Raw genomic sequence first — 17020 nt, 5'->3', positions numbered from 1 at the left:
TCTAAGGACATTCTTTCATGCGTGAAGCAGCCATCATCTCGACCGCCCGCACCGGCGTCGGCAAAGCCTATCGCGGCGCGTTCAACGATACCGAAGCGCCGGTCATGTCCTGCCATGTGGTGGATGCCGCCATCGCCCGCGCGGGCATCGACCCGGCGCGGGTGGACGACGTCTATCTGGGCGTCGCCAACCAGTGGAATACGCAGAGCTACAATGTCGGCCGCCTGACCGTCCACGGTTCGGTCCTGCCGGACACGACTGCGGGCTTTTCGATGGACCGCAAATGCTCGTCGGGCCTCAACGCGCTCGCCTTCGCCGCGCGCGGCATCATCGCCAACGAGATCGACTGCGCCGTTTCGGGCGGGGTGGAGAATGTGTCGCTGACCATCGACAAGCATTATCCTTCCTTCCGCAACCGTTCCGAATTCATCAAGGCGCGCGATCCCAATGCCTATATGGTGATGATCGAGACGGCCGAGATCGTCGCCGAGCGCTACGGCATCAGCCGCGAGGATCAGGACCGCTTCGCCGCGCAGAGCCAGCAGCGCGCCGCCGCCGCCCAGGAGGCTGGCCGCTTCGATGACGAGATCGTGCCGATCACCGTCACCAAGGCGCTGTTCGACAAGGAAGGCAATGAGACCGGCAAGGAAGAGGTCACGCTGACGAAGGATGAGGGCATCCGCGCCGGCACCACCTATGAAAAGCTGTCCGAGCTCAAGCCCGTGTTCAAGAACGGGTCGGTCATCAAGGAAGGCAAGCATGTGACGGCGGGCAATGCCAGCCAGCTTTCGGACGGCGCGTCGGCGCAGGTCGTCATGGACCTGGCCACCGCGCAGAAGGAAGGGCTGCCGGTGCTGGGCATATATCGCGGTTTCCAGGTCGCGGGCTGCGGCGCTGACGAAATGGGCATCGGCCCGGTCTTCGCCATCCCCAAGCTGCTGGAGCGCACGGGCCTGAAGATCGACGACATCGGCCTTTGGGAAATCAACGAAGCCTTCGCCAACCAGGCGATCTATTGCCAACGCACGCTGGGCATCGATCCTGAAAAGCTGAACGTCAATGGCGGCGGCATCGCCATCGGCCACCCCTTCGCCATGACCGGCAGCCGCCTGGTCGGCCATGCCCTGATCGAAGGCAAGCGCCGGGGCGTCAAATATGTCGTGGTTTCCATGTGCGTCGCGGGCGGCATGGGCGCCGCCGGTCTGTTCGAGGTCGCCTGATCCATGCAGCTTGCCTTCGCCCCTGAACTGAAAGCCTTTCGTGAAGAGGCCGCAGAGTGGCTCAACGCCCAGCTCTCCGGCCCCTTCAAGGCGATCCGTGGCCAGACCAACCAGGTCGACAATGTCGATCAGCGCCGCGCGTGGGAAGCGGCGCTGGGCGAGGCGCGCTGGAGCGTCATCGGCTGGCCCACGCAATGGGGCGGCCGCGATGCCTCGATCGCGCAGCAGATCATCTTCGCGGAGGAATATGCCCGCGCGAAGGGGCCTCCGCGCGTCGGGCATCTGGGCGTCGAGCTGCTTGGCCCGACGCTGATCGCGATGGGCAGCGAGGAGCAGAAGGCGCGCTTCCTGCCCGATATCGCATCGGGCAAGTCGATCTGGTGCCAGGGATATTCCGAACCGGGCGCGGGGTCCGACCTTGCCAACGTCAAGACCAAGGCGCGGCTTGAAGGCGACACATATATCATCGACGGGCAGAAGATCTGGACGTCTATGGGCACGATCGCCGACTGGTGTTTCGTGGTCGCGCGGACCGAGCCGGGCAGCATCGGCAACAAGGGCCTATCCTTCCTGATGGTGCCAATGGACCAGCCGGGCGTCGACCCCCGCCCCATCCGCCAGATGACGGGCGAAGCGGAGTTCGCCGAAGTCTTCTTCGACGGCGCGGAGGCTCTGGCAGCCGACCGGATCGGCGCGGAAGGCGACGGCTGGAAGGTGGCGATGGCGCTGCTCGGCTTCGAGCGCGGCGTGTCGACGCTGGCGCAGCAGATGCACTTCAAGATCGAGCTGGACGAAATCATCGCCATCGCCAAGCGCAACGGCAAGGCGGACGATCCAGTCATTCGCCAGAAGATCGCCCATGCCTATGCGGGGCTCAAGATCATGCGCTATAACGGGCTGCGCATGCTGTCCGATGGTGAAGGCGGGGCGGAGCTTTCCGGCGCAGCCTATACCTACAAGCTCTACTGGTCGCGCTGGCACCGGGACCTGGGCGAACTGGCCATGGACGTGATGGGTCAGGACGGCGAGATCGGCGCGAACGAGGAACGGTTCGACGGGCTGACCAATATGTATCTGATGAGCCGGTCCGACACCATCTATGCGGGAACCGACCAGATCCAGAGGAACATCATTTCGGAACGCGGGCTTGGCCTTCCACGGGAACCGCGCGGAAAATGAAGGAGCCGATGGGGACATGGCCTGAAACGATCCCCGCGGCAGCAAAGGCTGCGGCAGAGCGCTGGCCTGACCGCATCGGCCTGATCGAAGGGGAGGAACGCTGGACCTACGCGCAGCTTTGGGCCGATGCGCGGGCCTGCGCTTCGGCGATGCTGGCGCAGGACGTGGGGAATGGCGACCGGATCGGCATCTGGGCGCCCAACTGCCGCGCCTGGATCATCACGGCGCTGGGGGCGCATATTGCGGGCGCCGCGATCGTGCCCATGAACACGCGCTTCAAGGGGCAGGAGGCGGCCGACATATTGCGCCGCAGCCATGCGAAGCTGGTGTTCACGCCGAAGGAATTTCTGGGCACCGATTATCAGGCGCTGCTGGCGGGAGAGGAACTGCCCGATCTGCGGGAACTGATCCATATCGACAGCGGCTTCAACGCCTTTGTGGCGCGGGGCAAGGGCGCTGACGATCCGGCGGTGGATGAAGCGCTGGCGCGGCTGTCGGGCGACGATGTAAGCGACATCATCTTCACATCGGGCACGACCGGCCGCCCCAAGGGCGTGCTGACGACGCACCGTCAGGTCGTGCAGACCTTTGGCGACTGGGCGGTGCGGGTGGATCTGCGCGAGGGCGACAATCACCTGATCGTCAATCCCTTTTTCCACGCCTTCGGTTACAAGGCCGGGTGGGTGGCGTGCCTGATCCGGGGCGCGACGATCATTCCCATGGCCGTGTTCGACGGCGCGGAGATGATCCGCCAGATCGAGGTCAACCGGGTGAACTTCCTTCCCGGCCCGCCGACCATCTATGTCACGCTGCTGCATGAGCTGGCGATCAATCCGGCCCATGACTTTTCGTCCCTGCGCGGCGCCCCTACCGGCGCGGCGCCGGTCGCCCCGGCGCTGGTCGAACGGATGCGCAATGAACTGGGCATCACCAATGTCGTCAACGGTTATGGCATGACCGAATGCGGTGTCATATCCATGACGCGGCAGGGCGACGATGCGGAAACCATCGCCTATACCTGCGGCTATCCGATGCCGGGCATGGAAGTGCGCTGCGTAGATGAGGATGGGCGCGACATGCCGCCGGGGCAGGCGGGCGAATTCTGGGTGCGCGGCCCTTCGGTAATGAAGGGCTATCTGGACGATCCGCAGGCGACGGCCGAAGCGATTGATGCCGATGGCTGGCTGCACACGGGCGACATCGGCACGATCGACGCGCGCGGCTATCTGGCCATCACCGACCGGAAGAAGGATATGTTCATTTCCGGCGGCTTCAACTGCTATCCGGCCGAGATCGAAAAGCTGCTGGCGGCGCATCCGGCGATCGAGTCGGTGGCGGTGATCGGAATACCCGACGATCGCATGGGTGAGGTCGGCAAGGCCTTCGTCGTGCTGCGGCCGGGAAGCGAGGCGGACGAGGCGGGAATCATCCGCTGGGCGCGCGAGAATATGGCGAATTACAAGGTGCCGCGAAAAGTGGCGCTGGTCGATGCGCTGCCGCGCAATGCGGGCGGCAAGGTGCTGCGCGATGCGCTGCGCGAACTGGAAGCTTGAGACGAAGGAGACGTAAGGATGCCGATCGACCCCCAGATCGAAGCGATGTTCGCAGGGCAGCCCGAATGGCCGCCGATCCGCAGCCAGCCGGTGGAGGAACTGCGCCAGGCGGTGCGCGCTTCGTCCACCATGCTGCCTCCGCCGCCGGTGACGCTGGCATCGGTGGCCGACCGCACTATCCCGGGGCCTGCCGGTGACGTGCCGGTGCGCATCTACATGCCCGAAGGCAGCGGCCCCTTCCCTGTCACCTGCTATTTCCATGGCGGCGGATTCGTGGTGGGCGACCTGGACACGCAGGACATGATCGCGCGCGGCCTGGCCGCAGGCGCGGAGACCATCGTCATTTCGGTCGATTACCGCCTGGCGCCGGAGCATAAATTCCCCGCCGCGCCGGAAGATTGCTGGGCTGCGGTCAAGTGGGCGGCCGCCAACGCCGCCTCGATCAACGGCGACGCGGCGCGGCTGGCGGTGGCGGGCGACAGCGCGGGCGGCGTGCTGGCCAACGGCATGGCGATCCAGGCGCGGGACGAGGGCGGCCCCCGCATCGCCGCGGTCGTCAACTGGTATGGTCCGGGGGTGCATCCCCTGCCCGAAGGCGGCTCCATGAAGGAGTTCGAACATGGTCCCGTGCTGCGCGCGGACGATGTGCGCTACTTCCATGAGCTTTACATCGAAAGCCCGGAGCAGGACGAGGATTATCGCGCCAGCGCGGTCAAGGCGAAGAGTCACAAGGACCTGCCCCCGCACTTCATCGCCACTGCCGAAAATGACCCTGCGCGCGATGCGGCGGAAATGTATGGCCCGGTGCTGAAGGAAGCTGGCGTCGAGGTCGAGGTGAAGCGCTATCCGGGCATGATCCACGGTTTCGTGTCATGGGTGGCGTTCCTGCCCGGCGCGCAGGAAGCGATGGCGGACGCCTGTACATTTCTGAAACGCCAGTTCGCGGCGGTGAACCAGACTGCCTAGAGTTTGGCCTGACCGGGTTGGAACGTGGCCTGCTCCAGCGGGACAGGCGGCTGATGTGAGATAGTCCAAGCTCGAAACCGGGTTCCTGCCGATGCAGGAACACGGTCATTCTGGGCAGGCTCTGAATGTCGACGGCGCGACAAGAAGGGGACTTGAGTTGTGATCTCAAGCCCCCTTCTTCTTGGCAGCGTTCCGTTTGGCTGATCAATAGGCCGTGCTGCGCGCCTGCGTCGAATTATGGCCGCCATTGCGGTACAGCACCTCCCGCACGCGGGCGCTGTCGATGCCGGCATCGGCAACGGTGACGAGCACGCCGCCATCCTTGAGCCTGCTGTCATAATATTGGGCGTCTTCCTCGCTGACGCCATGTTTCGTCAGCACTTCGTTGAGGCTGCCGCCGATCGCGCCGAGCACCGCGCCGATGCCAACCGCTTCGGGCACGGCGGAAGCGGCGATCGCTCCGGCCGCGGCAAGCGGACCCACGCCCGGAATGGCGAGCGCCGCCACGCCCAGGCCAGCACCCAGAGCGCCGCCGCCCAATATGCCGCGCAGGACGTTGCGGTGATGTTCGTCGGTAATCTCTCCTTCGCCGTCGCGCGTCGTGGTGGTGCCGCCATGATGCGCGATGACGGACAGGTCACTATCGCTGACGCCTAGCGTCCGAAGTTCGCTGACGGCACGCTCCGCCTCTGCGTGGCTGTCGAAAAGGGCTGATGCCTGCGTCATTGTCTATCCTCTTGCCAAGGCCGCCCGGTTGCAGCCCGGCAGGAGAACGACAGGGGCGGCGCGGCTGTTCCTGCCCTCCGCGCAGCATATGCTAATGCAGGTCAATGATCCGGCCGCGCTTACGACAGCCCGCTGGAAACAGGCGGTCAGTCGATGGCGCGCAGATCAGCGCCCCTGGTTTCGGGCGCGGCGATCACGGCGGCGAGAGTGATGAGGAGGCTGCCGATCACATAGGCCGCCACCGCGCCGGTGCCGCCGCTCAGCTTGTAGAGCGACAGCGCGATGATGGGCGCGAGCGAACCCGCGAAGATGGACGTCGCCTGATAGGCGATGCTGGCCCCCGAATAGCGCAGGCGCGTCGGGAAAAGCTCCGTGATCATGGCTCCCTGCGGCGCATACATGGCGCCATGCGCGACCATGGCGACCGTGACCGCGATGCCGATGCTCCAGCCATCACCAGCGTCCAGCATGCCGAAGAAGATGAGGAACCAGGCCGCTACGCCCAGCGCTCCCGCGCCATAGACCCAGCGCCGCCCGATCCGGTCCGAGAGGGCCGCAAGGAAGGGCATGGAAAGGCATTCGATCGCCGAGCCGATCAGCACCGCGTTCAACGCCAGCGAGCGGTCGCCGCCGCGAATTTCGGTGAGATAGGTGATGGAGAAGGTCGCGACGACATAATAGCAGATATTCTCGCCGAAGCGCAGGCCGCCGCCGGTCAGCAGGGCGCGGCCCTTTCGCCGGATGACCTCTATCGCTGGGAAGCGGACCAGCCCGTCCTTCGCGGCTTCCTGCACGAACACAGCGCTTTCGGACACGGCGCGCCGCAGCCAGTAGCCCACCGCCACCAGAATGATGGAGGTGAGGAACGGAATGCGCCAGCCCCAGGCCTGAAAATCGGCGTCGGACAAGAAGGCGGAGGATGCGGCGAACACCGCCGCCGCCAGCAAATTGCCCGCGGGCGCGCCGATCTGGGGCCAGCTGGTCCAGAAGCCCCTTGCCCGCGCGGGCGCGACTTCCGCCACGATCAGTACCGCCCCGCCCCATTCGCCGCCCACGGCAAAGCCCTGTAACAGACGTAGCGCAATCAGCAGCAGCGGGGCCCATATGCCGATCTGGTCATAGGTCGGCAGCAGGCCGATCGCCGTGGTCGACAGTCCCATGACCAGCAGGCTGATCATCAGCAGCGTCTTGCGGCCGATCCGGTCGCCATAATGGCCGAAGATCACGCCGCCCAAAGGCCTGGCGAGGAAACCCAGCGCATAGGTGGAGAAGGCAAGCAGCGTGCCCGTCAGCGGCTCAAAGGAAGGAAAGAACAGCCGGTTGAAAACGAGCGCCGACGCGACGCCATAGATGAAGAAGTCGAACCATTCGATCGTCGTGCCGATCAGGCTGGCCCCCACCACCGTGCGCAATTCGCGCGGGTTTACCGCCGTCTTCGCCTCTGCGGACATCGCTTTCCCCCTGTTCTTCCGTTCCCAGGCCATAATCAGCTATTGGCGGGGTGAACAGAGGGTGCGGGGCGATATCCGGCTTTGCTTGCGGTTTTCGTCAGGTCCGGCTTACCGTGACGAGGGGCGGAAAGAGCATCTTCGACTGACTCAGTCCGAACGGATGAGGTGGTAAACCCCGCCCGCCACGCTCAGAGCTTGACCACGCGCGCTTGCGGGACGGGATGCTCGTCCGCCTCGATCCAGCGCCAGAGCGCCGTGCCGGACCGATGGCCGGACAGGTCGATCCAGTTGCCATAGCCCGGATCGCTGTCAGCGCAGACGACGATGACGCTGCCGTCCTCTTCATATTTCGCCTGCGCGCCGTTCACCCAGACCTTGCGGTTGACGTGATCCATGGATTCCATCCACCAATTGTCGAGCTGGAAGTTCCAGAAGCGGCATTTGGGGGGCTTAGCCTCAATCACCAGCGCCTCACCGGGGGCAAGGTCGTAATAAAGGTGGCCGTACCAGATTTTGGGGTCGCCGCCTGCGCGGTAGAAGACGGACTGGTCCTTGCCCTGATAGATGCGGTTGGGTTCCTGCATGAACCATTCGGACCAGTCGGCGAAGGTATTGGCCGTTCCCCGCACCCATGCGGCCGATCCCTTCAACTGCGCTTCGATGGCCTGCGGGGTCAGGATGGCGGGCAGTTCCGGGCCGTCGCTGATCCGTTCGATATGAACCTCCGCCGCCTCTTCCTTGCTCTTGTTATTGAAGGTCTGGCGGATGATGAGCAGGGTCGTATCGTCTGCCATGGGCAGCCAGTTGCCCGGCTTTTCCGTCTTGCTCACGATGATTTCGAAGCTGCCGTCCGGGCCAAGCTCCACATCCGCGAACTCTATCTCGCCAGTGGAGGCCATGGTGCCGTCGATGGCGTAGCGGTTGGCCTTGGAACCGATCGACAGATAGGGAACCGTGTTGCGCTTTCCCCAGATGCGATAGTCACGGTCGCCGCGCACGACCACCTGCTGGTACAGATTGTCGGGATTATCCGCGCCGATCTTGATCGTGTCGTCGGTGAGCAGGAAGATGCGGGGGAAATCGGGATCGGCCGAATCCACCAGCATGTTGAGCGCCGTCCGCGTCAGGCGCGACAGATATCGAAGACCTTCCGCCTGATCGATCGGTGTGCCGGGCGCGCTGGGGCGGTCCAATATGTCACCGGCCTGCGCCAGTTGTTCGCAGAAATCCCGCCAGACGGCGGAGAGACGCACGCCGTCCGCCTGCTTGTCCTCTTCCATGCTGGTTCCTTCTTTGCGTATTCGAATGATGCCCTTATCCTACATATATATGGTAGATGGCAAATATTTTCCGCGAAATGCGGAGGGAGGAGAGAATATGACGAACATCATGGCGTTCAGCCTGACCAAGATCGAGGTTCAGGACCTGCAAGCGGCAGAGCGTTTTTATACCGGGGCGCTGGGGCTGGAGGTGCGCGGCAGGGTCGAGTTCGGCGAGGGCGAACGGCTGATGCACGAATTGATCCTGGGCGTGCCGGGAAGCCGCCCGCCCGCGCCCAGCTTCATCCTGATCAGCTATCCCAACAAAGCCTGCCCCGCGCCGGGCGAGGCGACCGTGGGCTTCATGGTCGAGGACATGGAGGCAGCCATGGACAAGGCCATAGCAGCGGGCGCGACGATCGAGATTCCTCCGATCGACGTTCCCGAACATGGCCTGCGGCTCGCCTTTCTGCTCGACCCGCAGGGGCACCGGATCGAGCTGCTGCAACAGTTAAAGGGCTGATCAATCGGCGAGGTTCACCAGCGCCCTGGTGACCTCGCCCGCCTTGAGCGCGGCGATGGCGTCGTTGATGCGATCAAGCGGCCAGATGCCGCTGACCTGATCGGCGATATTCAACCGGCCGTCCTGCGCCTGAGCAATCAGGCCGGGATAGTCGCGGCCGGGCAGCGCGCCGCCGTTCATGGTGGCGATCACCTCCCCACCCGTGACGAATCGGTCGAGCGGCAGGGCGGCCTGAGACCCCGGCCGCGACATGCCGATCAGCACGATACGCCCGCCGCGCTTGACGGAGCGGAGCGCGGTTTCGATCGCGCCGATTGCGCCGCTGCATTCGACCGCTACGTCGATGGGGCCATGCTCGCTCGCCAGCCGCGCTCCAGCCGTATCGCTGTCCATCGCGGGATCGGCCAGCACGAATTCGGCCGCGCCGAACTGCCGCGCGGCGGCTTCCTTCGCTGGGTTCGCGTCGATCGCGATGACATGCGCGCCCAGCTTCGCCGCGCCCTGAATGGCATTGACGCCGATGCCGCCGATGCCGAAGACAAGCACCCTGTCGTCAGGCCGCACCCGCCCCAACACGCGCGAGGCGCAGACGCCGGTGGATACGGCGCATCCGATCAGCGCGCCCTGCTCCATCGGCAGATCATCGATGGCGAACAGTTGCGACGCCTTGACGACGATCTCCTGCGCGAAGGAAGAGACGTTGGCGAAGGAGGCGACGGGTTTGCCGTCCAGGCTGAAGGGGAAGCCAGGCGCGAAGCCCCAGTTGATGTCGCAATTATGCGGTTCGCCCCGGCGGCATTCGCGGCATTCGCCGCAAGGGGTCTGCGTTCCGACAGTCACGCGGTCGCCCACCGACCAGCCTTCCACGCCGGGGCCGATTTCGGCGACTTCCCCAGCCGCTTCGTGGCCCAGGACGATTGGGAGCGTGGGAAGATGCGGCGTCATCATCGCCAGGTCGCTATGGCAGATGCCCGACCGCAGCACGCGCACCCGCACCTCGCCCTCGCCCACGGAGCGCAGCTTCAGGCGATCACTGACGAACAGCGACGCGCCATCCCAGACCGCCGCCTTCATCGGCTCAGCCCCGCGAGCAGGGGGTAAGTAAAGGACGGGTCTTCCCTGCCGGGCCTTCCGTTGGGAGCGTCCTTGCTCATGCGGTCCATAGCCTCCTGATCGACATCCACGATGGAGCCATGGTCGAAGACCAGACTACGGTAGAGGAATTTCCACGCGCCATCGCGCTTTTCATAGCGGTCGAGATAGCGGCCAAGAACGATGAACAGGCGCGCGTCCGGGGCGGGTGTCCGGTGCCAGGCTTCGACATAATGCTCGCCTTCCGCACGATCCCCGTCGATGACGAACAGGCTGTTGGTGATGCTGTGGCGGGTGAGGTCCCAATGGGCGGTGGCTTCCGGCAACCAGGCGACGAATTCATCCGGGCCGCCCCTGAACATCGTGCCATGGTCGTCGATCGCATCGTCATGATAGAGCGAGCGGACCAGCGCGAAGTCGCGGCGGTCGCAGGCGCGGCAATAGCGCATTACCAAGTCTTGAAGCTCCAGCCGGTCCATCCAGGCCTGTGACATCCTTCTTCTCCTTGTCGTCCCGTAGCAAGCCAATCGCTTTAATGCGTCAGAAGGCCTTCGTCTGCCCGCCATCGACCATCAATGTCTGTCCGGTTATATAAGCGGCCGCGTCACTCGCCAGGAAAGTAGCAGCCGCACCGATATCCCGTTCGCAATCGCCAATGCGGCGAAGCGCGACCTTGTCGATCTGTGCGGCATAATCATCAGGCGCATGTTCGCGCCACATCTGCACGCCGGGAGAGTTGGCGAAAGGGCAGATGACGTTGACGCGAACGCCCTGCGGCCCCCATTCGTTGGCGGCGACCTTCGATATGGCGCGGATCGCTTCCTTGGCGGCGGCGTAGGACCCCTGCGTTGGCAGGCCGTCGAACGCCGCGCCACTGCCGAAATTGATGACGCACCCCCTGGTTTCGACCAGGTGCGGATAGGCTGCGCGCATCAGGGCGAAGCTTGGCCAGAAGCCGGTGGCGAAGGACAGCTCCATCGCCTCGTCCGTGGTTTCGGCAAGCGGCAACTGGCGTGAGGCCTGCGCCGCATTGACCAGAATATCGAGCTTGCCGAAACGATCGATCGCCGTCGAGACGACGGAGGGGAGCGCGTTGCGATCCGCGAGGTCCGCTGCCAGGAAGACAGCATCGCCGCCAAGCGCCCGCAGCTCCGCCTCTGTCGCCCGGCCCAACTCCACCTCGCGATCGACGATCAGCAGCCTCGCGCCCGCCTTCACGAAAGCCGTCGCCACGCCCTTGGCCACGCCGCGCGCGCCGCCAGTGACGATCGCCACCTTGCCATCCAGTTGCCCCATGCCCGATCCTTTCCCCATGTCAGGAAAAATAGGCGCCGCCGTTCACGGTCACGACGCTGCCCGTCGCGAAGCTGCCGTCGCCGCTGGCGAGAAAGGCGACCGCGCCCGCGATCTCGTCAGGATGAGCCAGCCGCTTCATCAGGCTATCGGCGGCGATCGTCGCCTTCAGTTCGTCGGGCAGGCCAGCATAGATGGGCGTTTCGGTCGCGCCGGGATTGACGGCGTTCACCCGGATGCCGCGCGGCGCAAGTTCGCGCGCCATCGCCCGTGTCATGCCCAGCACCGCCGCCTTGGCCGCGCAATAAGGCACCGGCCCGTCGCCCTTCACCGCCGCCGTCGAGCCGATATTGACGATGGCCCCGCCGGTCCCCTGCTCCGCCATCAGCCGCACCGCCGCGCGGGAGCATTTGAACACGCCGTCCAGCGTCACGGCCATGACGCCCGCCCAGCCTTCGTCCGAGCAGTGGATGGTCTGGTCGGCGAAGACCTGCTCCCCCGCCGCCTGCGCGGCCTGCGCCGCATAATATTGGTCCATGCCGTCGCCTGGCGCGCTGCCGCGCCCGGCATTGTTGACGAGCAGGTCGACGCCGCCGAGCCGCGCCTTCACTTCCGCAAAGGCGGCGTCCACCGACGCGCTGTCGGACACGTCGCAGGCGATACCGGCATGGGGCGACGGCAGCACTGCGCCCGCCGCCTTTGCATCAAGGTCGAGCAGCGCGACGACCGCGCCCTCCGCCGCAAGCCGCCGGGCGATGGCCGCACCGATCCCCTGCGCGCCGCCGGTCACGACCGCACGCTTGTTCTTCAGCCGCTCCATACCGGTCAATCCTCCACATGCGGGCGCCAGGACACGCCGTTCACCTGCGATCCGCCGCTCGCGAAGATGGTGTTGCCGTTGACATAGCCGCTGCCTTCGCTGGCCAGAAAGACGGCGGCGGGGCCGATATCCCTTTCCGCATCGCCGAAGCGGCCTGCCGGGATCTGTTGCAGGATCGCATCCGCCATTTCCGGATTGGCGGCGAAATAGTCGCTCGCCTGCGGACTGTTGGCGGCGGGGCAGATGATGTTGCAGGTGATGCCGTGCGCCCCCCACTCAACCGCTGCCGTGCGGGTGAGCGCGCGCATCGCTTCCTTGCTGGCATTATAGGCGACGGTGAACATATGGGCGTTCACGCCGTTCAAGGAGCCCATGTTGATGATCCGGCCATAGCCTTGCGCCTTCATGATCGGGAAGGCAGCCTTCATCGCCCAGAAGACCGCATAATAGTTAAGGGCGAAGGAGCCCATCATATCTTCGTCGCTATGCTGTTCAACGCGCTTGGGAAAGCTGGCCCCGGCATTGTTCACCAATATGTCGAGCTGGCCGAAGCGATCCTGCGTCGCCCTGACCATCGCCTCCACCTGCGCGGATTGGGTCACGTCGGTCCTGATGAAGAAGGCGTCGACCCCGTGCACGTCGCGCAGATGGCGCGCTTCTTCCTCGCCCTGTCCGGCGTTGCGCTGGGCGATGGCGACCCGTGCGCCAGCCGCCGCAAGGGCGCGGGCGACGCCCTGCCCCACGCCCTGTCCGCCGCCCGTGACGAGCGCGGCGCGTCCTTCCAACAGCCTGAGCATGCTCTCTCTCTCCTGAAAATCGTCTTCTTGTCAGGCGTTATGCGCCGGATAGTCGGTATAGCCCCGGCGGTCGTCGCCCATGCCGGTGTAGAAATATTCGCGCGCAGCCTTGGCCAGCGGCGCGCCGGACCGGAAGCGCTCTGCCAGGTCTGGATTGGCGATGTAGAGATAGCCGAAGGAGACGGCCTGCGCCTTGCCCTCCGCCAGAACCGCCTTCGCCTTGTCCAGCGTCAGGCCCGCATTTTCGATCACCGCGCCGCTCCAGTTGACATTGACGAGGTCCAGCGCGTCCTGCCCTTCCAAGGGAATGTGGATGAGGTGGCAATAGGCAAGGCCCATCCCGTCCACCGCCCTGAGCAGCGCGGCGTAGGTTTCGTGCGGGTCGGCATCGTCCATGCCGTTGAAGCGGACGCCGGGGCAGATGCGAAAGCCGACGCGGCCGGGGCCAACGGTTTCGGCCAGCGCCTGGAGCGTTTCCACCACGAAGCGGATGCGGTTTTCGACAGGTCCGCCATAACGGTCCGTCCGCTGATTGCTGTTGGTCGACAGGAATTGCATGGGCAGGTAGCCGCTGGCGCAATGCAGCTCCACCCCGTCCATTCCCGCAGCGATGGCGTTGCGCGCGGCGGCGGCATATTCGGCGATGACGGCGGGGATTTCATCCGTTTCCAGCGCGCGCGGCATCGCGGTTTCGACCGGCACGCCATCGGGACCCGGTATCTTGTCGGGACAGGGGATGGCGGACGGCGCGACGGTTTCAGCGCCGGGGTCCTTGTTCGCCTGAACGGCGGCGCGGCCGACATGCATGAGCTGCATGACGATCCTGCCGCCCGCCCCGTGCACTGCGTCCGCCACCTTGCGCCAGCCCGCGACCTGATCGGCGCTGTGGATGCCGGGGGTGCGCCAATAGCCCTTGCCCGTGGGCGAAGGCTGGGTGCCCTCGGTCACGATCAGGCCCGCGCTCGCCCGCTGGCGATAATAGTCGACCATTGTATCGGTCGGGACATCGCCGGGACCCGCGCGATCGCGGGTCATGGGCGCCATGACGATGCGGTTGGCAAGGGCGATGTCACCCAGGGTTACGGGAGAGAAGATGTCGGTCATGGCACGAACCGGGGCGGCTGGCCGCTCTTGGCAAAGGCTTCCGCGATGTAGGCCGGATAGTCCTGGCCCGTCAGCCCGGTCCAGCGCGCCCAGGCGGCAAGGTCGGTCACCTGCTGCCAGCGGGCGATGCGGCCCTGAGCGTCGAAATGCCAGCGATCGGCCAGCCAGATCGGATCGAGCGCGACGCCGTCCGGCCCGGTCCCTTCGAACCTGGCGAAGGACATGACGCTATGGTCGCTGCCCGCCACGTCCAGTTCCGTGACGCGCCAATCGGGAATGGCGGACCAGTAAAATTCGGCCTCGATCTGGAGGAAGAAGGGATCGTCCGCGACATCGTGCGGATCGACAGCGATGCTGTGGCCGCCAATCTCCGCCACCGCTCCGGGCGCCCAGACGAGCAGGCCGCGCGGAGGCACCGGGATGGTGCGGGTTTTCCAGGCGTCGAAATAGCCCTGGAAAAGGATTTTCACCGCTTCGACATTAGGATTGGCCATGGGCGATCAGCTCCGCACGCGAGGTTTGGGAAGGGGCGCGCCGCGCCGCATGGTTTCGATGAACTTTTCCAGGGGCGCGGGCGGCTCGACCGGGCCGTCATGCGGCTGGCCCTGCCGTTCCCAATAGCTTTTCCAGCTAGGGAACAGATCATGGAAGCTGCCATGATAGGGCGGGTGGCCCGGCCAGCGCATCTTGCGATCCCCAATGGGCGGCTTGTTGAGGTCGGTCGCATACCAGTAGAGCGGCAGGCGGCGGCGGAAAAACCAGCGGCCGCCGATCCTTTCATACTGATCGAAATACATCATTTGCATGATGACCCATTCGGGTCCGGTTTCATGTTCATTCTTCGAATAGACGACTCCCTGGGCATGGTCGGGATCGTCGAAATCGATGATGTGGCCGCCGATATGATGGGACGTTCCGTCGAACTGCATCGAATGGGTTTCGTCGAACCAGTCGCGCAGCGCCTTGCGGCCGGTTTTGCCGCCGCCCACGCGCACATCTTCGGGGAAGAGGTTCACCCAGGCATCGGAATCGCGCATGTCGAGCGCGAGAGAATATTTGGCCGCAAGCTGGCGGATGGCGTCAAGCGATTCCAGCCGGTCGATCCGCGCAAGCAACTGTTCGTCGGCCGTCATCCCTGTTCCGCTCCTTAGCTGTCCTTGCCATGCTGTTTCCCCGATTGCGCCGGGCGAGGAAATGGCGGAATAGCTCAAAGGCCATGACCAAATCGCTCATCCCCAACAAGCAACTGTCGCGGCCGGTGCCGGGGCGCGTGCCCGCAGGCGTGGCGCGCGACCTGTTGCGGATGGTCGCGGAACATGGCGGTTCGCCCGAACGCTTCCTGCGCAGCGCCGGTCTGCCCGCGCTGGGCACAATGCTGATCGAGAGACGGGACGATCGCGACAGCATCGCGCACGCGGATTTCACCCGCCTATATGCCCGCGCGACAGCGATGCTGGACGAGGTGGCGGCGCGGCAGGAGGGCCGCACGTCGCTGACCAAGGGCGGCGTCGACATGATGTGCTATGCCATCATCACCTGCCGCACGCTGCGCGACGTGATCGCGCGGATGGACCAGTTCTTCGCCCTGCTCGCCCCGCGCACCGGGCGGCTGACGCTGACGATCGCTGGCGGGGAAGCGCGGCTGGACATGGCGACGATCCGCAAGGTCCGAAACAGTTGCGCCTATCTGTCGGACCTGACGGGACTTGCCACCCATCACCGGCTGTTCGGCTGGCTGATCGGGGAGGATATTCCGCTGTCGGGCGCGGCGATGCGCTATCCGCCGCTGATGGACGCGCGGACCGTGGCCTATCTGCTGCCCTATCCGGTCGAACATCATGCGCCGGAAAACAGGCTGCGCTTTCCCGCCCGCTATCTCGACCGGCCGGTGGTGCGCGACCATCATGAACTGGATCTGCTGCTGGAGCGCTTCCCCTTCGACATAGAGGAGCCGCAGTCCAAGCAGACGCCGCTGTCGGACCGGATTTCGCACCTCTACGCATCGATGCTGGCGAGCGGGGACGCGCCCGCGACGGCGGACGAACTGGCGCGCCGGTTCAGCATCAGCATCGCGACGCTGAAACGCCGCCTGACCGCAGAGGGCACGTCATTGTCGCGGATCAAGGCCAATGCCCGGCGCGACATTGCCGCGCACCTGCTGCGCGATGGACGGCTGTCCATAGCGGAAGTGGGACGGCGGGCGCATTTCAGCGACACCGGCTCTTTCTGCCGCGCATTTCGCCAGTGGACCGGCACGTCGCCGAGCCGCTGGCGGAACAGCTAACGGCTGGCGGTCAGCCGCACGGGGCCGAGCCAACCGGCGGCAATGGGTTGCAGCTTCTTGAAGGATGCGCTTTTCGGATCGACCATCGCATTTTGCGGCACGTTGGCGATGGTGACCGTCAGGCTGTTGACGCCCGGTTTCAACGCGCCGGTCAGGTCAGCCCTGAAGGGCGAGGCGATCACCGGCGGCAGGGTGCGGCCATTGACGGTGACCGTCGCCATGTCATGCACCCGCCCCAGGTCGAGCGTCAGCTTCGTTCCCGCCGCGAGGCAAGCGGGATCGACGGTGATGGAGCGGCTATAGACCGCCTCCCCCGCAAAGCCCGCCAGTTCCGGCACCTCGCGCCAGTCCCTGAGCGTCACCTTGCCGAAATCATGGGCATAGGGTTTGCGCGAGGCATGGCCCTTTACCGACAGCGACCAGCCATCGGCAGGCAGCGTCAGGGAGCCGATGGCGGCTGGCTGCGGCACTGGCTGCGCCGCCGTGCGCGGATCGAGCAGCAGAAGCGCGCTTTCGCCGCCGCCCAGCGACAGCGGCACGCGAGTCGATCCGCCCGCCGCGATCGCCGGCTGGGGCGTGATGGAACCGTCCATCGCCTGCCACCGCGTGACACCGCCCGCCTGCGGCAAGGTGAGCGTCACATTGCGGGCGCTGCCGCCGCGGTTATGGACGAAGGTGGCGGTGCGGCCATCGATCCGGCGCTGGACGAAGACGAGGTCCGACGCATCTCCTTCGAAGGTCAGGTTGCCCTGA

18 protein-coding genes are annotated in these 17020 nt (G+C 65.3%); 6 read left to right on the top strand and 12 right to left on the bottom strand.

The genetic code is table 11. The features are described 5' to 3' along the window. The first annotated feature begins 17 nt into the window (after nt 1-17). Genes L288_RS24035 through L288_RS24020 form a run of 4 tightly spaced genes read left to right on the top strand, consistent with a single transcriptional unit; the run spans nt 18 to nt 4918 of the window. Nucleotides 18-1220, top strand: a complete 1203-nt coding sequence (locus tag L288_RS24035) for an acetyl-CoA C-acyltransferase (RefSeq protein ID WP_021236671.1) — start codon at nt 18-20, stop codon at nt 1218-1220. A 3-nt stretch (nt 1221-1223) separates the two neighbouring features. Then, on the top strand, nt 1224-2399 hold the full coding sequence (locus L288_RS24030) for an acyl-CoA dehydrogenase family protein (RefSeq protein WP_021236670.1): 1176 nt from the start codon (nt 1224-1226) through the stop codon (nt 2397-2399). A gap of 8 nt (nt 2400-2407) precedes the next feature. Next, complete coding sequence (locus L288_RS24025; protein WP_021236669.1) at nt 2408-3952, top strand: FadD3 family acyl-CoA ligase; 1545 nt, start codon at nt 2408-2410, stop codon at nt 3950-3952. 18 nt (nt 3953-3970) lie between these two features. Further along, nucleotides 3971-4918, top strand: coding sequence for an alpha/beta hydrolase (locus L288_RS24020; RefSeq protein ID WP_021236668.1), 948 nt, complete (start codon nt 3971-3973; stop codon nt 4916-4918). 204 nt (nt 4919-5122) lie between these two features. On the opposite strand, the gene L288_RS24015 is transcribed toward L288_RS24020, so the two are convergent. From L288_RS24015 to L288_RS24005, 3 genes are all read right to left on the bottom strand, one after another. Then, nucleotides 5123-5644 carry a hypothetical protein gene (locus L288_RS24015; RefSeq protein WP_021236667.1) on the bottom strand — a complete coding sequence of 174 codons (522 nt, stop codon included), beginning with the start codon at nt 5642-5644 and terminating at the stop codon, nt 5123-5125. 146 nt (nt 5645-5790) lie between these two features. Next, on the bottom strand, nt 5791-7095 hold the full coding sequence (locus L288_RS24010; RefSeq protein WP_021236666.1) for an MFS transporter: 1305 nt from the start codon (nt 7093-7095) through the stop codon (nt 5791-5793). A 188-nt stretch (nt 7096-7283) separates the two neighbouring features. Beyond that, complete coding sequence (locus tag L288_RS24005) at nt 7284-8375, bottom strand: DUF1214 domain-containing protein (RefSeq protein ID WP_021236665.1); 1092 nt, start codon at nt 8373-8375, stop codon at nt 7284-7286. Between the two features lie 97 nt (nt 8376-8472). Here L288_RS24005 and L288_RS24000 point away from each other — a divergent pair, with 97 nt between their 5' ends. Continuing rightward, entirely contained in the window at nt 8473-8877 is a 405-nt protein-coding gene (locus L288_RS24000) for a VOC family protein (RefSeq protein ID WP_021236664.1), read from the top strand. Here the strand turns inward: L288_RS24000 and L288_RS0121120 are convergent, their stop codons facing one another. The 8 genes from L288_RS0121120 to L288_RS23965 are packed head-to-tail and all read right to left on the bottom strand — an operon-like array spanning nt 8878 to nt 15116. Then, the gene (locus L288_RS0121120; RefSeq protein ID WP_021236663.1) at nt 8878-9951 is read right to left on the bottom strand and encodes an alcohol dehydrogenase catalytic domain-containing protein; all 1074 of its coding nucleotides are present in this window, start codon (nt 9949-9951) and stop codon (nt 8878-8880) included. It lies immediately after the preceding gene. Then, on the bottom strand, nt 9948-10463 hold the full coding sequence (locus tag L288_RS23995) for a nuclear transport factor 2 family protein (RefSeq protein ID WP_031303780.1): 516 nt from the start codon (nt 10461-10463) through the stop codon (nt 9948-9950). The genes L288_RS0121120 and L288_RS23995 overlap by 4 nt, the downstream gene beginning before the upstream one ends. A 46-nt stretch (nt 10464-10509) precedes the next feature. Then, nucleotides 10510-11265 carry an SDR family NAD(P)-dependent oxidoreductase gene (locus tag L288_RS23990; protein WP_021236661.1) on the bottom strand — a complete coding sequence of 252 codons (756 nt, stop codon included), beginning with the start codon at nt 11263-11265 and terminating at the stop codon, nt 10510-10512. A 19-nt stretch (nt 11266-11284) separates the two neighbouring features. After that, nucleotides 11285-12082 (bottom strand): SDR family NAD(P)-dependent oxidoreductase, encoded by a 798-nt coding sequence (locus tag L288_RS23985; RefSeq protein ID WP_021236660.1) that lies wholly within the window; start codon nt 12080-12082, stop codon nt 11285-11287. A gap of 5 nt (nt 12083-12087) precedes the next feature. Next, entirely contained in the window at nt 12088-12879 is a 792-nt protein-coding gene (locus tag L288_RS23980) for an SDR family NAD(P)-dependent oxidoreductase (RefSeq protein WP_021236659.1), read from the bottom strand. 30 nt (nt 12880-12909) lie between these two features. Then, the gene (locus L288_RS23975) at nt 12910-13983 is read right to left on the bottom strand and encodes an alkene reductase (RefSeq protein ID WP_021236658.1); all 1074 of its coding nucleotides are present in this window, start codon (nt 13981-13983) and stop codon (nt 12910-12912) included. After that, entirely contained in the window at nt 13980-14477 is a 498-nt protein-coding gene (locus tag L288_RS23970; protein ID WP_021236657.1) for a nuclear transport factor 2-like protein, read from the bottom strand. Before L288_RS23970 ends, L288_RS23975 begins: the two co-directional genes overlap by 4 nt. Nucleotides 14478-14483: 6 nt before the next feature. After that, nucleotides 14484-15116, bottom strand: a complete 633-nt coding sequence (locus tag L288_RS23965) for a nuclear transport factor 2 family protein (RefSeq protein ID WP_021236656.1) — start codon at nt 15114-15116, stop codon at nt 14484-14486. 83 nt (nt 15117-15199) lie between these two features. Here L288_RS23965 and L288_RS23960 point away from each other — a divergent pair, with 83 nt between their 5' ends. Further along, nucleotides 15200-16267: an AraC family transcriptional regulator gene (locus tag L288_RS23960; protein ID WP_021236655.1), complete on the top strand. Its 1068-nt coding sequence runs from the start codon at nt 15200-15202 to the stop codon at nt 16265-16267. Here the strand turns inward: L288_RS23960 and L288_RS43385 are convergent. Continuing rightward, a partial coding sequence (locus L288_RS43385) for a glycosylhydrolase-like jelly roll fold domain-containing protein (protein ID WP_031303778.1) occupies nt 16264-17020 on the bottom strand: 757 nt, incomplete at its 5' end. The two genes, L288_RS23960 and L288_RS43385, sit on opposite strands and share 4 nt — an antisense overlap.

Source organism: Sphingobium quisquiliarum P25, assembly GCF_000445065.1.
Lineage (GTDB): Bacteria > Pseudomonadota > Alphaproteobacteria > Sphingomonadales > Sphingomonadaceae > Sphingobium > Sphingobium quisquiliarum.
Note: the sequence above shows the minus strand (reverse complement) of the source record. Positions and strands in the feature narration are given on the sequence as shown.

Coding starts and splice junctions, on each gene's coding strand:
- L288_RS24035 (WP_021236671.1), top strand. CDS start 18: ATGCGTGAAGCAGCCATCATCTCGACCGCCCGCACCGGCGTCGGCAAA.
- L288_RS24030 (WP_021236670.1), top strand. CDS start 1,224: ATGCAGCTTGCCTTCGCCCCTGAACTGAAAGCCTTTCGTGAAGAGGCC.
- L288_RS24025 (WP_021236669.1), top strand. CDS start 2,408: ATGGGGACATGGCCTGAAACGATCCCCGCGGCAGCAAAGGCTGCGGCA.
- L288_RS24020 (WP_021236668.1), top strand. CDS start 3,971: ATGCCGATCGACCCCCAGATCGAAGCGATGTTCGCAGGGCAGCCCGAA.
- L288_RS24015 (WP_021236667.1), bottom strand. CDS start 5,644: ATGACGCAGGCATCAGCCCTTTTCGACAGCCACGCAGAGGCGGAGCGT.
- L288_RS24010 (WP_021236666.1), bottom strand. CDS start 7,095: ATGTCCGCAGAGGCGAAGACGGCGGTAAACCCGCGCGAATTGCGCACG.
- L288_RS24005 (WP_021236665.1), bottom strand. CDS start 8,375: ATGGAAGAGGACAAGCAGGCGGACGGCGTGCGTCTCTCCGCCGTCTGG.
- L288_RS24000 (WP_021236664.1), top strand. CDS start 8,473: ATGACGAACATCATGGCGTTCAGCCTGACCAAGATCGAGGTTCAGGAC.
- L288_RS0121120 (WP_021236663.1), bottom strand. CDS start 9,951: ATGAAGGCGGCGGTCTGGGATGGCGCGTCGCTGTTCGTCAGTGATCGC.
- L288_RS23995 (WP_031303780.1), bottom strand. CDS start 10,463: ATGTCACAGGCCTGGATGGACCGGCTGGAGCTTCAAGACTTGGTAATG.
- L288_RS23990 (WP_021236661.1), bottom strand. CDS start 11,265: ATGGGGCAACTGGATGGCAAGGTGGCGATCGTCACTGGCGGCGCGCGC.
- L288_RS23985 (WP_021236660.1), bottom strand. CDS start 12,082: ATGGAGCGGCTGAAGAACAAGCGTGCGGTCGTGACCGGCGGCGCGCAG.
- L288_RS23980 (WP_021236659.1), bottom strand. CDS start 12,879: ATGCTCAGGCTGTTGGAAGGACGCGCCGCGCTCGTCACGGGCGGCGGA.
- L288_RS23975 (WP_021236658.1), bottom strand. CDS start 13,983: ATGACCGACATCTTCTCTCCCGTAACCCTGGGTGACATCGCCCTTGCC.
- L288_RS23970 (WP_021236657.1), bottom strand. CDS start 14,477: ATGGCCAATCCTAATGTCGAAGCGGTGAAAATCCTTTTCCAGGGCTAT.
- L288_RS23965 (WP_021236656.1), bottom strand. CDS start 15,116: ATGACGGCCGACGAACAGTTGCTTGCGCGGATCGACCGGCTGGAATCG.
- L288_RS23960 (WP_021236655.1), top strand. CDS start 15,200: ATGACCAAATCGCTCATCCCCAACAAGCAACTGTCGCGGCCGGTGCCG.